The organism is Nonomuraea antimicrobica (genome assembly GCF_039536965.1).
Classification (GTDB): domain Bacteria; phylum Actinomycetota; class Actinomycetes; order Streptosporangiales; family Streptosporangiaceae; genus Nonomuraea; species Nonomuraea antimicrobica.
This window is the reverse complement of record NZ_BAAAZP010000151.1, coordinates 1-15,004: the sequence shown is the minus strand read 5'-3', so window position 1 is coordinate 15,004 and position 15,004 is coordinate 1. Positions and strand designations below refer to the sequence as shown.

The following is a 15,004-nucleotide window of genomic DNA, read 5'->3' as shown; positions in this document are numbered from 1 at the left end:
CGTTCCGGGAAGCCCTCGTCACACGTCGTAGTAGAGCTCGAACTCGTGCGGGTGCGGGCGCAGCCGGATCGGGTCGACCTCGTTCTCCCGCTTGTACGAGACCCACGTCTCGATCAGGTCGGGCGTGAAGACGCCGCCTTCGAGCAGGTAGTCGTGGTCGGCCTCCAGCGCGCTGAGCACCTCGGGCAGCGAGCCGGGGACCTGCGGCACCTGGCGGGCCTCCTCCGGCGGCAGCTCGTAGAGGTCCTTGTCGACGGGCTCCGGCGGCTCGATCTTGTTGCGGATGCCGTCGATGCCGGCCATCAGCATCGCCGAGAACGCGAAGTACGGGTTGCACGACGGGTCGGGCACGCGGAACTCGATGCGCTTGGCCTTCGGGTTGGAGCCCGTGATCGGGATGCGGACGCACGCCGACCGGTTGCGCTGGGAGTAGACCAGGTTGACCGGGGCCTCGTAGCCGGGCACCAGACGGTGGTAGGAGTTGACCGTCGGGTTGGTGAAGGCCAGCAGCGACGGCGCGTGCCGGAGCAGGCCGCCGATGTAGTAGCGGGCCGTGTCGGACAGGCCCGCGTAGCCGACCTCGTCGTAGAAGAGCGGCGAGCCGTCCTTCCACAGCGACTGGTGGCAGTGCATGCCGGAGCCGTTGTCACCGAAGATCGGCTTGGGCATGAACGTGACCGTGTGGCCGTATTCGAGGGCCGTGCTCTTGATGATGTACTTGTACAGCATCAGGTTGTCGGCGGTCTTGAGCAGCGTGCCGAACTTGAAGTCGATCTCCGCCTGCCCGGCCGTGCCGACCTCGTGGTGCTGCATCTCGACCTCGATGCCGCACTCGATGAGGTTGCGCACCATCTCCGAGCGCAGGTCGGTGAAGTGGTCCATCGGCGGCACCGGGAAGTAGCCGCCCTTGTAGCGCGGCTTGTAGCCGAGGTTGCCGCCCTCGGTCGCCTTGCCGGTGTTCCAGGCGCCCTCGATGGAGTCGATGTAGTAGTAGCCGGCGTTGGCCGTCGTCTCGAAGCGCACGTCGTCGAAGATGTAGAACTCGGCCTCGGGGCCGAAGTAGACCGTGTCGGCGATGCCCGTGCCCCGGAGGTAGTCTTCCGCCTTGCGTGCGACGTTGCGCGGGTCGCGGCTGTAGGCCTCACCCGTCAGCGGGTCGTGCACGAAGAAGTTCAGGTTGAGCGTCTTGTGCTGGCGGAACGGGTCGAGCACCGCGCTGGACGGGTCGGGCAGCAGAAGCATGTCGGACTCGTGGATCGCCTGGAAACCGCGGATCGACGAGCCGTCGAACATGAGTCCGTCGGTGAAGACGCTCGCGCTGAAGTTTTCGACCGGGAAGGTGAAGTGGTGGGTCGTCCCCGGCAGGTCCGTGAACCTGACATCGACGAACTGCACCCCTTCGTCGCTGATGAACTTCAGGACGTCGTCGGCGGAGTTGAACACTCTCGAACCTCCCTGGGAACTGGCCATCATGGCGACGCTAGGGCGTGGCCGTTTCCGTCCGGTGTCCCGATTGTTTCGCACGTGTTACGCAGCGTCAGGTCGGGTCGGAGAGCGCGCAGCCCTCTCCATCCGGCTGGTCAAGATCGTACGGGTCGGTGCGCGGCCCCGTCGGCGCCACCGTGCCCGGCGGCGTGTCGCGGTAGACCGGATGGATGTACCAGTCGCTGAAATCGCAGCTCGCGGGGGTCGGCCTCGTGGTCCAGCCCTCCGGCAGGACGACGATCCGCCCGCGCTCGCGGTGGATCCGCGCCTCGCCCTTGGCGTGCACGACGAGCCTGATCGCGGTGTCCGGACGCCCGGGGAGCTGGACGGCGTAGACGAGGACGTGGTTCAGCTTGACGCTCACTCCTCGTAGTCCGTCGTCCTCGAACGTGTCCAGGGTCGAGCTGCCCCGCACCTTCACCACGCCGGTGGTCAGCTCGGCCGTGCCGGGGGCGAAGCTGGTGACCATGTTGCGCGTGCCGTACTCGCTCCCGTCCAGGTTGTCGCGGAACCAGTCGCGCTGGTCGGCGTCCAGCAGCGCGGCGAACGCGTCGGGCGGGCCGCCGAGCAGCGTCGTACGGTCGAGATAGGCGGCGGCCAGCAGCTCGCGGGTGCGTTCCAGCCCCTTGGCCACGTCCTGCTCCGACAGGCCGCCGAGCGCCTTGGGCGCGGGCAGGGCGAACCCGGTGATCCCCTCGGCGTAGTCGGCGGCCGGGGACCCGGCGAACGGATCGCGCGCCGGCAAGGACGCCGCGTCCAGCGGCTCCCCGAACAGCGAGTTCGCGGAGCCGAGCAGGTCGGGCCGGACGGCGGCCACGACGCACCCCGCGGCCAGCACCACCGTCAGCCCGGCCAGCAGGTACCAGGCCCGCCTGGCCCGGCGGGGCGGGCGCTCCGGCGCCCAGGCGTCCCGGCCGATCCCTCCGTCACCGTGCCGGGCGGCGGCGCGTCCGGCGCGTCTGCCGCCGGGTAAGCCGTCACGTAAGTGGCCGAGGTCCTCGCGCGGGGCGCGTCGCGACGCCGTGGCCCGCCCGCCGCGCCCGGCCCGCCTGGCCTGTTTGGCCTGCTTGGTGGCCGACGTCCGCATCCTGCGGCGTTCCTCGTCGCCTATCTGCCCGACCAGCTCGTGGAACCGCTGGTCGAGGTCGTCGTCCTCATGTGGCATGGCCTACATTTTGGCGATCTTGCGACGCGGTTGGGTCACGATCCCGACCGGCCACCCGGGCGGATACCGTTGAGTGCATGAGCGGCAACGAGCCACGGTGGACACAGACCTGGCTGGGCGGGCTCCGGTCCGCCGGGGTGGATCTCGGCTATCCGGGCCAGCGCCTGGGCCTGCCCGAGGAGGGCAGCGGGTCGATCGCGGGCTGGGGGCGCCGGATCGGCGCGCTCGTCATCGACTGGATGATCTGCACATGGGTGGTCGTGCAACTGCTGCTCCGGATGAACCCGGCCGAGTCGCCGTGGGCTCCGGCGGTGGTGTTCGCGGTCCAGTACCTGGTGCTGGTCGGGTTCATGGGCCAGACGTTCGGGCACCGGCTGGCGGGCATCAGGGTCGCGGCGATGGACGGCGGCGGCCCGCGGTGGCTGCCCGTCCTGGTGCGTACGGTGCTGCTGAGCCTGGTGGTGCCCGCCGCGGTCTGGGACCGCGACCACCGGGGCATGCACGACCGCGCATCCAACACGATGGTCGTCCGCATGTGAGCCGCAGGTGAGCTTCAGGGGGCGGCGCAACTGAAGACGGCCGTGCCGGGGAGGTGACGGCCGCGCAGCGGGCTCCAGCCGCCCCACACCTGCTCGTTCCCCTCGGGCCATTCGGGCTCCACCAGCCCGGTGATCGTCAGGCCGGAGGCGACCAGCAGGCCGACCCAGTCGGCCATCGTCCGGTGGTGCTCGACGTAGGTGAGTACGCCGTCCTCGTCACGCTCCTCGTACGGCGTACGGTCGAAGTACGACCGGTCGGACGTCAGCCCCCGCGGCCCCGGGTCGTCCGGGAAGGCCCACCTGACCGGATGGCTCACCGAGAACACGAACCGGCCCCCCGGCCGCAGCACCCTGCGCACCTCGCGGAAGACGGCCCCGGGATCGGCCACGAACGGCAGCGCCCCGTACGCCGAGCAGGCCACGTCGAAGCAGCCGCCCGCGAACGGCAGCGACTCGGCGTCGGCCTGCACCACCGGGACGCGCACCCCGGTGTCGAGGTCGATGCGCCGCGAGTGGCGGAGCTGGCGGTGGGAGAGGTCGAACGCCACCGCCTCGGCGCCCCGCGTCACCAGCCACCGCGCGCACTGCGCGGCCCCGCAGCCGAGCTCCAGCACCCGCCGCCCGTGTACGTCGCCGAGCAGCCCCGCCTCGGCCTCGTCGAGCCCCTCCGGGCCCCAGACGAAGCCCACGTCACCCAGGAAGCCGCCGTGCTCGACCTGGTAGTCGTCGGCGTTGCCGTCCCACCAGCCGCGGTTGGCCCGCGACGATGCCGACAGCACTAGCGCATCTTGGGGCCGCGCGGGATGCGGGCGCCCTTGGGCATCGGGCCCTTGGGCATCGGCATGTTGCGCGGCAGCGAGCGCAGCCGGTCCTTCACCTCGTTGACGGAGGGCTTCTTGAGGTTGCGCGGCAGCTTCATCAGGTGGCGCTGCAGCTTGCCGAGCGGCACCTGCCCCTCGCCGTCACCGCACTGGACGTCGTAGATCTCGACGCCCAGCACCACCCGGGAGATCCGCTTCTTCTCGGCCGTCAACATCTTGGCCACCCGGTTGCCCGGCCCTTCGGACACCAGCACCACACCGGGATAGCCCACCACGAGGTGGACGATGTCCTGGTCGCGGTTGACCGCGATGGCCGGGGTGACCTCCCAGTTGCCGCGCATGCCCTGCAGCACGGCCGCCGCCGCGCCGGTCTGGCCGTGCAGGATCGAGTATTGGGCCCGCTGCGCGAGCTGCCCGAACACCACCAGACCCACCGTGAACGCGGCCAGGACGCCGATGAACACCGAATACCACAGGTAGTCCGTGACCAGGCCGATCACGACGACCACAGCCAGCGTGCCCACCGCCGAGAGGAAGACGATCGGCATCCCCTTGGGATTGGCCTGCTTGATGATCTGCGCGATCATGCGGAGCTGCTTGATGCGCCCCGGCTTCTCTGGATCCTCGGACTTTGCCATGCTCAGAAGGATACAAACCAACTGGTGCGCTGGGGAAAACGCGGCCCCTGCCGTGTTTCCCTTGTGACCTAGTTTCTGCGGGTTGATTCCTGTGAGCCGGCTGCCGTGAGCCGGTTTCCGGCGATCTAATTCTCCAGGCTCGCCGAGAGCCGGAGGTCGCCCGCGCTGCGGCCCGCCTCGACGGTGTGCTCGCCCTTGACCGTGTGCCAGCCGTCCCGCCAGACCTGGAAGGCCCGCTCGGGCAGGAAGAAGGTGGTCAGCACGGTCTCGCCCGGCGCGGCCTCGACCACGTCGAACCCGGCCAGCCGCCGTCCCGCGGCACCGTACGGCGTGAGGTAGACCTGCACGACCTCCCGCCCCCGGCGGGTGCCGGTGTTGGTGACGGTCACGGTCACGGTCGTGCCCTCGGCCGCGATCGAGTCGTACGACCAGGACGTGTACCCCAGCCCGTGCCCGAACCAGAACGCCGGAGACCCCGTCCACGCCGGATAGCCGATGAGCACGCCCTCGTCGTAGGCCACCCGCCCGTCGACCGGCGTCACGGAGGTCACCGGCGCGTCCGCCAGCCGGCGCGGCCAGGTCGTGGGCAGCCGCCCGCCCGGTTCCGCGTCCCCGAACAGCACATCCGCCAGCGCCGCCCCCGCCTCCTGCCCAGGGAACCAGGTGAGCAGCACGGCCGCCACCTCCTCCAGCCACGGCAGCTCGACCGGCGAGCCCGCGTTGACCACGACCACCGTGCGCGGGTTGGCCGCGGCCACCGCGCTGATCAGCTCGTCCTGGCGACCCGGCAGGCGGAGGTCGGCGCGGTCGAAGCCCTCGCTCTCCACCTCCGGCGTGGTCGCGGCCACGACCACCGCCACGTCGCACTCACCCGCCACGCGGACGGCCTCGGCCATGAGCGCGTCCTCACCCGGCGTCGGGTCGGCGTGACCGAGCGTGAAGGACACGAACGCCATCCCGCCGCCCACGGCCGCCGGGTGTGTCACGGTCAGCTCGTACGTCTCGCCCGCGGTCATCGGGACGCCCACCCGCCGCTCGGGCGGGGCCAGGAAGGCCGCGGCGGGATCGTCCGCGTCCCCATCCCCGGTGATGTTCTCGTTCATGACCGTCTCGCCGTTCAGGGTGAGCGTGAAGGCGCCCACTCCGGCGATCGACAGCTCGTGCTCGCCCGTCACCTCCGGCGTGTACGCCGCCCGCAGCCGTACCGAGCGGAGCCGTTCGCCGGTCACGCCGGGCGGCAACTGCCCCATCCAGCGGGCCTCGCCGTCGGCCAGCGACTGCTCGGCCAGCACCGTGCCCGCCTCGTCCAGGAACAACGCGGTGACCGGGCCGGGGAGCGGCGACAGGCGGAGGCGGGGGTCGGTGCCGAGGGCGTACCGGACGTCGGCGCGCTCCGCCAGGCCCCGCAGCGGCGAGACGACGTGCTCGGGGAAGACCTGGGCGCTGCCGCCGCCCATGACCCGCGCCTCGCGGGCCGCCGCGCCGATGAGGGCGATGCTCCCGCCGGGCCGGAGCGGCAGGACGCCGTCGTTCGTGACCAGGGTGAAGGCGCGCGTGGCGATCTCACGGGCCAGCGCCACCCCGTCGATGGCCGCGTCGGGCCGCACAGTGGGCGGCTCGGCGGGCGGTTCCGCCTCCGGCGAGGCCACGGGTGGGTGCAGGGCGCCGACGCGTTCGGCCAGGCGCAGGATCCGCCGTACGCGATCGTCGACGGCCGCCTCCGGCACCCGCCCCTCCCGTACGGCCGCCTCCAGCCGCTCGCCCCACGGCCCGCGCGGCCCCGGCATGGCCACGTCGGTGCCGCCCAGGGCGGCGGCCTCGGTCGAGCGCACGGCCGTCCAGTCGGACACCACGAGCCCGTCGAACCCCCACTCGCCCTTCAGCACCCCGTTCACCAGCTCCGCGTGCTCGGTCATGGTGGTGCCGTTCACCGAGTTGTAGGCCGTCATGAGGCCCCACGCACCCGCCTGGACCACCCGCTCGAACGGCCGCAGGTACAGCTCGCGCAGCGCCCGCTCGCCGACGCGTACGTCCGCGGTGAAGCGGTCGGTCTCGAAGTCGTTGGCCACGAAGTGCTTGGGCGTGGTGGCGACCCCGCCCTCCTGCACGCCCTCGACGTAGGCGGCGCCGATCTCGCCCGCCAGGTACGGGTCCTCGGAGAAGCACTCGAAGTGCCGTCCACCGAGCGGCGAGCGGTGCAGGTTGAGCGTGGGCGCGAGCAGCACGTGCACGCCCTTGCGCCTGGCCTCCTGGGCGAGCAGCAGCCCCGCGCGCCTGACCAGGTCCACGTCCCAGGTCGCGGCCAGGGCGGTCGGGCTGGGCAGTGCGATGGAGGGGTCACCGGCCCGCCACTCGCCGCCGCGTACGCCGATGGGGCCGTCGCTCATCACGATCCGATCGAGCCCGATCTCGGGGACCGGGGTGAGCGACCACATGTCCGCGCCGGTGAGGAGGCGGATCTTGGTGGGCAGGTCGAGGCGGGAGAGCAGTTCGTCGAGGTCCACGATCATAGTGTTCACCACGAAACCGGTGACTCGACAGATTCGCCGCCTTCGCGTCGGGCAAAGCCCTGGACGGGGGTCAGGCGGTCACGAAGAACTCCAGCAGTTCGGGCACCAGCGCCCGCGGCGCCACGTTGTGCGCCTGGCCCTCCAGCACCCGCCGTACCGCCCCGGGCACGGCGTCCGCCACCGCCGACGCGGCGTTCGCCATCCAGCGCGGGCTCTGGTCGCCGTTGAGCACGAGCGTCGGCTGCGTGACGGCGGTCAGCCGTCCGGCGGGAAGGGCGTTGCCCGGCCCCAGGACGGCCGCCTCGTAGGCCAGCGTGTGCGCCGCGGCCTCGATCTCCGCCCAGGACGGTTGCGCCCGCATCGCGGCCACCGCCTGCGCGGGCACCTCGGCCGCGTCCACCATGAACCGCTCCACCGCCTCCGCCCGCCGCCCCGCCTCGACCAGCGCGCCCAGCCGGGCCGCGAAGTCGCGGGGGAGGGCGGGCGCGCCGTCGTCCACGTGGTACGGCGGCTCCCACACGGCCAGCTTCGAGACCGCCGGGCTCACCGCCGCCGCCTCCAGCGCCAGGGCCGCCCCCGACGAGCCGCCGAAGACCATGGCCGACCCGCCCGCCGCCTCGATGACGGCCGCCAGGTCCTCGATCTCCCGCTCGACCGCGTACGGAGGCGTGTCCCCGCTGCCGCCCCGCCCTCTGCGGTCGTAGGCGTACACCGTGAACCACCGGGCCAGGCCGGTCGCGATGGCGGTCATCAGCGGGTGCCGCCGGTCCATGAACGCGCCCTGCACCAGCACCACCGCCGGACCCCGGCCGTGGCGGTCGAAGGCGATGAGGGTGCCGTCGGCCGACTTCACCCCTGCATCAGGCACAGCGCCTCCCAGTGGTGGCCGTCGAGGTCGGCGAAGCCGCGCTGGTAGCGGCCGGGGTTCGGCTGCGCCACGCCCGCCGGGGTGGCCCCGGCCGACAGCGCCTTGTCCACCAGCTCGTCCACCTGGGCCGGGCTCTCCATCCCGAGCACCAGGATCGCCTCGGTGCTCTTGCCTGCGTCGGAGACGTCCTTGGTGACGTACGTGGCGAACGTCGGCTCGGCCAGCAGCATGACGTGCGTCTCGCCGTTGATGACCACCGAGGCCATGTCGTCGGACATGCCGTACAGGGTGAAGCCGAGGTCGGTGAAGAACTGCTTCGACCGGTCGAGGTCCTTGACCGGCACGTTCACGAAGAGCTGCATCTCGTTGATCCCTTCTCGTCTTGCGGACACCCTCAGTCTGCTGGGCGGGCCGCCGCACGGTCTTGGATCTGGACGCCAGGTGGTTTGACGATCAGCGCACGGCATGCGCGCGGCGGTACTCGGTGGGCGGCATCCCGTACTCGCGTCGGAACAGCCTGCTGAAGTGCGCCGAGTCGGGCAGCCCCCACCGGGCGCCGACGGCGCTGACCGACTGGGCGCCGCCCGCCATCAGGTCGCTGCGGCACCGTTCGAGCCGTCGCCGCCGGATCCAGGCGGCCACCGTCGTGTCCTCCGACTCGAACAGCCGGTGCAGGTGGCGTACGGAGATGTGGTGCGCGGCCGCGATGCCGGCCGGGTCGAGGCCGGTGTCGCCGAGCCGCTCCTCGATGAACGCGTGCACCCGCAGCAGCAGCGTACGCTGCCGGGCGTCCTCCGGCAGGGACCGTTCCTGGTCGAGGAGCTCGGCCACGGCGGCGCCGACCAGGTCGGTCACCACGGTCGACAGCCGCGCGGCGCTGCCGGGGCGGTAGGTGTCGTGATCGAGCGCCACCCGGCGCAGCAGCGGCGCGGCCAGCGCGGCGGCCCCCGAGGCGGCCGTGATCGGTAACGCGGCCAGCTCCGCCACCGCGTCGACCGGCACGGCGAACTGGTCGCGCGGGAAGCTGAACACCGCCAGCCGCACCGCCGAGTCGTAGGCCAGCTCGTAGGGGCGGGTGAAGTCGTAGATCGCGAACTCGCCCGGGCTGAGCTGCGTGAACCGGTCGTCCTGGGCCAGCCGCGGGCTGCCCGCCACGGCGAGCACGACCCGGTAGTGGTCGGGGTTGTCGCGGCGGATCAGGCCGGGGGTGCGGTGCACGCTGTGGGGCGTGGTCGTGTGGATGCGCCCGACGCCCACCGCGCCGAGCCTGCCGAACTCGATCTCTCCGCGCAGCGGCGCGTCGGGGTCGATGCGCAGGTCGAGAGGCCCGAGCGTGTCGCACACGACGCTCCGCCAGGCGTCGTGCCGGTGCTCGGGTGGCAGGTCGCTCGTCCGGATCAGCACAGCCATCGCAGGTCGGCCCCCTATCGACTCCGCCGCCATGCTAGCCATCCGGGGCCGCGCCGCACCACGCTCCGGCGGCAGGCCCCGCGTAAGACCGGGCCACCCCGCCTACGACAGAGTCCCGCCTACGACGAAGCCCCGGGGAGGGCCCGGGGCTTCGTCGTCGCACTCGTCGCGGTGGTGGGTCAGGCGGTCTGCCTGGCCGCGATGGCCTGCTGGTAGAGGCGGCCCGCCCGGTACGACGACCGTACGAGGGGCCCCGACAGCACGCCCGCGAACCCGATCGCCTCGGCCTCGGCCTGGAGCTCGACGAACTCCTCCGGCTTGACCCACCGGTCGACCGGGTGGTGACGCGGCGTCGGCCGCAGGTATTGGGTGATCGTCAGCAGGTCGGTGCCGGCCTCGTGCAGGCCGCGCATCGCCTCGACGATCTCCTCGCGGGTCTCGCCCATGCCCAGGATCAGGTTGGACTTGGTGACCAGCCCGGCCTCGCGGGCCATCGTGATCACGTCGAGCGAGCGCTCGTAGCGGAACCCGGGCCTGATGCGCTTGAAGATGCGCGGCACGGTCTCGACATTGTGGGCGAACACCTCGGGCTTGCTGGAGAAGACCTCCGCCAACTGGTCGCGGTCGCCGTTGAAGTCGGGCACCAGCAGCTCGACGCCGCAGCCGGGCAGCAGCGCGTGGATCTGGCGCGCGGTCTCGGCGTAGAGCCAGGCCCCGCCGTCGGGCAGGTCGTCGCGGGCCACGCCGGTCACGGTCGCGTATCTCAGGCCCATCTGCTGGACGGACTCGGCCACCCTGCGCGGCTCGTCGCGGTCGTAGTCTTTCGGCTTGCCCGTGTCGATGAGGCAGAAGTCGCACCGGCGCGTGCACTGGTCGCCGCCGATGAGGAAGGTCGCCTCGCGGTCTTCCCAGCACTCGTAGATATTGGGACAGCCCGCCTCTTCACAGACCGTGTGCAGGCCCTCGCGGCGCACGAGCGATTTCAGCTCGGTGAATTCGGGGCCCGTCCTCAGCTTGGTCTTGATCCATGGGGGCTTGCGCTCGATAGGGGTTTCGGCGTTGCGCACCTCCAGACGGAGGAGCTTTCGGCCTTCAGGAGCAACGGTCACGTTCTCAGCTTACGTCTCCCGGGGAGGCGACCCGGTCCAGGGTCAGGAGATGAGGCCGAACCCGCGTACGGCCCGGCTGTAGTGGGCGGTCAGCTCCTCGTCGATGCGGTCGGACTCGCTCGTGCCCAGGAGCTCCGACTGCGGCGCCGCGGGCAGCACGCCCTCCTCGGTGAGCTGGAACTTCGCCAGTGCGGCCCGCCGGATCGCCGACACGCTCTCGCCGCGCAGCGCCGCCGCCTGCATCCGCGCCAGGTAGACGCCGCCCTCCGACAGCGCCGCCAGCTCGTCCAGCTCCTCGTCCGTGGCCACCCGGCGCGACAGCGCCCGCTGCCGGGCCAGGACGCGGCCCTCGCCGGACCGGGCCAGCCGCCTCAGCACGAAGCGCAGCAGCAGCACCGGGCCGCCGAACACCCGGCCCATCACGCGACCCAGGAACCCGAACACCTCGTACGTGGTGCCCGGATGTTCGATCCCCCAGAAGGACGCGTCCATCTTGTTCCCGGCCTCCTCCCTGGCCTTCAGCGGCTTGGCCGCCCCCAGCAGGGCGTCACGCCAGGACTCCAGCGCGGCCAGCGCCTCGCTCACCACCCGCTCGTCGCCGGTGGGCAGCCGCGCGTACGCGGTGGCCAGCAGGACCACCCGGTGCTTCGGCGACAGCGCCAGCCACAGCGGCAGACCGACGACCAGGACGGGAGTGCGTCCCAGCCCCATCCGGTCATACGTGGTCCGCGTGGCCAGGTCGCTGACCGCGACCTGGAGGGGCCGTCGCATGCCGATCCGGTCGGCCACGTGCCCGGCGACCCGATAGAGCTCAGGGGCCTCGGCCCGGTCGAGCGGCTCCGCCTCGGCGGGCAGCCTGCCCAGGCGCGGGCGCAGCGCCCACCCGAGGGCCAGGCACACGCCGCCGACGAGCCACGACAGGATCAAACCGGGGTCGCGCAGGATCATCCACCCGCCCAACGCCACGAACCCCAGTGTGAGCAGGTGCACCACGAGCGCGAGCAGGAGAGCGAGAACGCGGGCCATACGCGCGATCGTAAGCCCGGTTCGCCTACGTTTCCGCAGTAATTGGATGCAGATTCGATTACTGCGCCGGATCACCGCGCCAGATCGCCGGGCTGGATCGCCGCGTTGGATCACCGCGCCGGATCACCGCCGGAGAAGGTCCTCCTCGTGGAGCTCGAACGCCTCCTTGCCGAGCGCCTCCGCCAGCCGCTTCTCCGCGATCGGCATGACCTCCTCGACCACGATGCGCCGGCCCGTCTCGGCCGACAGCGAGGAGACCCCCACGTCGGGGAGGCCGCACGGCGCGATGCGGTTGAACCAGCGGGGATCGTTGGCGCAGTTGAGGGCGAACCCGTGCATGGTCACCCCGCGCGAGAACCGCAGGCCGACCGCGCCGAGCTGGCGGTCGGGCAGGCCCAGGGCCGGATCGCCGGACGCCCACACCCCCGCCCGGCCGTTCACCCGCCGCGCGGTGACGCCGAAGTCGGCGCACACCTGGATCATCGTCTCCTCCAGGCGGCAGGCGTAGGCCACCACGTCGGTGACGGCCACGATGGGATAGGCGACGAGCTGCCCGGGACCGTGCCACGTCAGGCGCCCGCCCCGGTCGACGTCGACGACCGGGGTGCCGTCGGAGGGTCGCTCGTGCGCGGCCGTGCGCTTGCCCGCGGTGTAGACGGGCGCGTGCTCCAGGATGAGGACGGTGTCGGGAAGCTCTCGGGCGGCCCGCTTGCCGTGCACCCAGCGCTGCAGCGACCAGGCCTGCTCGTAGGGAACGTCGACGCCGAGTCGGACGATGGCGAGTGCGTGGGGATCGTCCCCGTGGATGGGGCGCATGAGCCTATTGTGCCGTTCCCTCACCCTTGAAGGGTAATCAGGGGGTCAGCAGCCGTGGCTCGATCCTGAACTCCTTTACCCTCCCCGCACCTTCGTCCTGGCCGTCGTTCTCCACCCGGTACGCGTACGCGCCCGGCTCGACGCTCACCGCCTGGATGAACTCCGTGCCCACGTAGTGCAGCCCCACGCCCTCGTCGGCGGCGTATCCGCCGGGCAGCTCACCGGAGGCCACCGACTCGTGCAGCAGCCGCCGCCGCTGCGGCTCGGAGTTGTAGTGCACGCCGCACGAGTAGGGCAGCAGCGCCATGCCCTCGGCCCACACCCGTAGGTCGGGGCCGAAGGAGTCGGTGTTGCCGCCGACGTGCCAGCACAGCGCGCCCGCGCTCTGCCCCGACAGCACGATCCCGGCCTGCCACGCCTCCTCGAACGCCTCGTCGAGCCCGTGCAGCCGCCACAGCGCCATCAGGTTGGCCACGCTGCCGCCGCTGACGTAGATCATGTCCTGCTCCAGCAGCCAGCCGCGCGGGTCGGCCACGTTGGGCATCGGGAAGACGGTCAGGTGGCTCACCTCGACGTCCCAGCCCGCGAAGGCGCCGTACATCTTCAGCACCCAGTCGGACGAGTCGCCCATCGCCGTGGCGACCAGGCCCAGCTTCGGGCGGTCCTGCCCGGTCAGGTCGAGGCCGTAACGCAGCAGCGCGCTCGCCTCGATCTGGTTGTGGCGCCTGCTCGGGCGGAAGGACCCGCCCCCGATGGCGAGGATGTGCGACTGTCCTGACCGGATCATGTCAAGCTTCTCCAACCTGCTGAACGACGAACGGCCACTAGAGTACGGCGCGTAGCGCCTCGTCGAGACTGGTATGGGCGAAGCCGTGACCCGCGGCCGTCAGCTTGGCGGGCCGCAGCCGGTGACTGGACAGCAGCCCCTCACGGGCGAACTCGCCCAGCCCGGCGGCCAGCGCGAACGCCGGCACGGGGATCGGCATCGTGCCCCGGCGCAGCGCCTTGCCCAGTGCGCGGGTGAACTCGGCGTTGGTGACGGGCGCGGGCGAGGTGAAGTTGACCGGCCCCTCGATCTCCCGGTCCGCCAGCACGTGCAGCGCGGCGGACACCCAGTCGTCGAGAGTGATCCACGACCAGTATTGCCGGCCCGTCCCCAGCGGCGCGCCCAGCCCCATCCTGAAGATCGGCAGTATCCGGCCCAGCGCCCCGCCGCGCCCGCTCAGCACCAGCGACGAACGCGTCAGCACCGTCCTGATCCCCGCGTCCGCGGCCCCGCGGGCCTCGCGCTCCCACTGCTCGCACAGGTCAGACAGGAACCCGGTGCCCTTGCCCTGCTCCTCGTCGATCACCTTGTCGCCGGTGTCGCCGTAGAAGTCCATCCCGGACGCCGACAGCAGCACCTCGGGCGGCTCGGCCAGCTCTTTCAGCGCGCCGACCAGCACGCGCGTGCCCTGGACCCGGCTCTCGACCAGCTCGCGCTTGTAGGCCGGTGTCCAGCGCCTGCCGCCGATGGAGGCCCCGGCCAGGTGCACCACGGCCTCGGCGCCCTCCAGCGCGGCCAGGTCGACGACCTGCTCGGACGGCTGCCAGAACGCCTCGTCGGCGGCGCGGGGCGGGCGGCGTACGAACTTGACGACCTCCCGCCCGCCGGCCCGCAGCGCCTCGACCAGCGCCGTACCGACCAACCCCGACGCACCCGTCACGATGATCGCCATGCCTTCACCCTACGCCCCGTACGCGCTCCCGCCGGGGACCGGCGCCCCCGCCGGAGCCAGGGAAACGAAGGGCCGGGCGGCCCCAGGGAGCCGCCCGGCCGATCAGCCGCCCGAACGCGAGAACGACGCGGGGACTACCCGAGGCCGAGCTGCGCCTCGAAACGGCCCTCCTCGAGACGACGCTTGATCGTCGTCAGGAAGCGGGCCGCGTCGGCGCCGTCGACCAGCCGGTGGTCGTAGGTCAGCGCCAGGTAGACCATCGAGCGGACCGCGATGACCTCGCCCTCCGGCGTGTCGATCACCACGGGCCGCTTCACGACGGCGCCGGTGCCGAGCATGCCGACCTGCGGCTGGTTGAGGATCGGCGTGTCGAACAGCGCGCCCCTGCTGCCGGTGTTGGTCAGCGTGAACGTGCCGCCGGTGATCTCGTCGGGCGTCACCTGGTTGTTGCGGGTGCGCTCGGCGAGGTCGGTGATCTTACGGGCGATGCCGGCCAGGTTGAGGTCACCGGCGTTCTTGACGACCGCCGCGAGCAGGCCGCGCTCGGTGTCGACCGCGATGCCGAGGTTCTCGACGTCGAAGTAGGTGACCTCGTTGGTCTCGTTGTTGATCGTGGCGTTGAGCTTCGGGTGCTGCTTGAGCGCCTCGACCGTGGCCATCGCGAAGAACGGGGTGAAGGTCAGCTTCACGCCCTCGCGGCGCAGGAAGTCGTCCTTCGCCTTCGCCCGCAGCCGCGCGATCTTCGTCACGTCGACCTCGACGACCGACGTGAGCTGCGCCGCCGTCTGCAGCGACTCGACCATGCGCTTGGCGATGGTCTGACGCAGGCGCGTCATCTTCTCCGTACGGCCGCGCAGCGTCGTGTCGACCTCCACCGGCTCGGGCGCGGCGCCGCCCAG

The 15,004-nt window shown here is 71.7% G+C and carries 15 protein-coding genes; 1 reads left to right on the top strand and 14 read right to left on the bottom strand.

What is annotated here, in order from left to right; genetic code table 11:
* Positions 1 to 18: 18 nt before the first annotated feature.
* On the bottom strand, positions 19 to 1,443 hold the full coding sequence (gene glnA, locus ABD844_RS37660) for a type I glutamate--ammonia ligase (RefSeq protein WP_344889041.1): 1,425 nt from the start codon (positions 1,441 to 1,443) through the stop codon (positions 19 to 21).
* A 94-nt stretch (positions 1,444 to 1,537) separates the two neighbouring features.
* Positions 1,538 to 2,650: a hypothetical protein gene (locus ABD844_RS37655; protein ID WP_344889038.1), complete on the bottom strand. Its 1,113-nt coding sequence runs from the start codon at positions 2,648 to 2,650 to the stop codon at positions 1,538 to 1,540.
* 77 nt (positions 2,651 to 2,727) lie between these two features.
* Here ABD844_RS37655 and ABD844_RS37650 point away from each other — a divergent pair, with 77 nt between their 5' ends.
* The gene (locus ABD844_RS37650) at positions 2,728 to 3,189 is read left to right on the top strand and encodes an RDD family protein (RefSeq protein ID WP_344889035.1); all 462 of its coding nucleotides are present in this window, start codon (positions 2,728 to 2,730) and stop codon (positions 3,187 to 3,189) included.
* Positions 3,190 to 3,203: 14 nt separating this feature from the next.
* Here the strand turns inward: ABD844_RS37650 and ABD844_RS37645 are convergent, their stop codons facing one another.
* The 12 genes from ABD844_RS37645 to ABD844_RS37590 form a co-directional block, all read right to left on the bottom strand.
* Positions 3,204 to 3,968, bottom strand: a complete 765-nt coding sequence (locus tag ABD844_RS37645) for a class I SAM-dependent methyltransferase (RefSeq protein ID WP_344889032.1) — start codon at positions 3,966 to 3,968, stop codon at positions 3,204 to 3,206.
* On the bottom strand, positions 3,968 to 4,648 hold the full coding sequence (locus ABD844_RS37640; RefSeq protein WP_344889029.1) for a DUF4191 domain-containing protein: 681 nt from the start codon (positions 4,646 to 4,648) through the stop codon (positions 3,968 to 3,970). The genes ABD844_RS37645 and ABD844_RS37640 overlap by 1 nt, the downstream gene beginning before the upstream one ends.
* Before the next feature lie 125 nt (positions 4,649 to 4,773).
* Positions 4,774 to 7,158, bottom strand: a complete 2,385-nt coding sequence (locus tag ABD844_RS37635) for a glycoside hydrolase family 3 protein (protein ID WP_344889026.1) — start codon at positions 7,156 to 7,158, stop codon at positions 4,774 to 4,776.
* Positions 7,159 to 7,228: 70 nt separating this feature from the next.
* On the bottom strand, positions 7,229 to 8,026 hold the full coding sequence (locus tag ABD844_RS37630; protein ID WP_344889023.1) for an alpha/beta fold hydrolase: 798 nt from the start codon (positions 8,024 to 8,026) through the stop codon (positions 7,229 to 7,231).
* A complete protein-coding gene (locus ABD844_RS37625; protein ID WP_344889020.1) occupies positions 8,008 to 8,388 on the bottom strand; it encodes a VOC family protein in 381 nt (126 codons plus the stop codon). The genes ABD844_RS37630 and ABD844_RS37625 overlap by 19 nt, the downstream gene beginning before the upstream one ends.
* 91 nt (positions 8,389 to 8,479) lie before the next feature.
* On the bottom strand, positions 8,480 to 9,436 hold the full coding sequence (locus tag ABD844_RS37620) for an AraC-like ligand-binding domain-containing protein (protein WP_344889017.1): 957 nt from the start codon (positions 9,434 to 9,436) through the stop codon (positions 8,480 to 8,482).
* A 179-nt stretch (positions 9,437 to 9,615) separates the two neighbouring features.
* Positions 9,616 to 10,545 (bottom strand): lipoyl synthase, encoded by a 930-nt coding sequence (gene lipA / locus ABD844_RS37615; RefSeq protein ID WP_344889014.1) that lies wholly within the window; start codon positions 10,543 to 10,545, stop codon positions 9,616 to 9,618.
* Between the two features lie 42 nt (positions 10,546 to 10,587).
* Positions 10,588 to 11,571: a M48 family metallopeptidase gene (locus ABD844_RS37610; RefSeq protein WP_344889011.1), complete on the bottom strand. Its 984-nt coding sequence runs from the start codon at positions 11,569 to 11,571 to the stop codon at positions 10,588 to 10,590.
* A 123-nt stretch (positions 11,572 to 11,694) separates the two neighbouring features.
* Positions 11,695 to 12,387 carry a lipoyl(octanoyl) transferase LipB gene (lipB, locus tag ABD844_RS37605; protein WP_344889008.1) on the bottom strand — a complete coding sequence of 231 codons (693 nt, stop codon included), beginning with the start codon at positions 12,385 to 12,387 and terminating at the stop codon, positions 11,695 to 11,697.
* Positions 12,388 to 12,424: 37 nt separating this feature from the next.
* Positions 12,425 to 13,174 (bottom strand): Type 1 glutamine amidotransferase-like domain-containing protein, encoded by a 750-nt coding sequence (locus ABD844_RS37600; protein WP_344889005.1) that lies wholly within the window; start codon positions 13,172 to 13,174, stop codon positions 12,425 to 12,427.
* Between the two features lie 37 nt (positions 13,175 to 13,211).
* Entirely contained in the window at positions 13,212 to 14,105 is an 894-nt protein-coding gene (locus ABD844_RS37595) for a TIGR01777 family oxidoreductase (protein ID WP_344889002.1), read from the bottom strand.
* Between the two features lie 134 nt (positions 14,106 to 14,239).
* The coding region (locus ABD844_RS37590) for a 2-oxo acid dehydrogenase subunit E2 (protein ID WP_344888999.1) at positions 14,240 to 15,004 on the bottom strand (765 nt) is incomplete at its 5' end.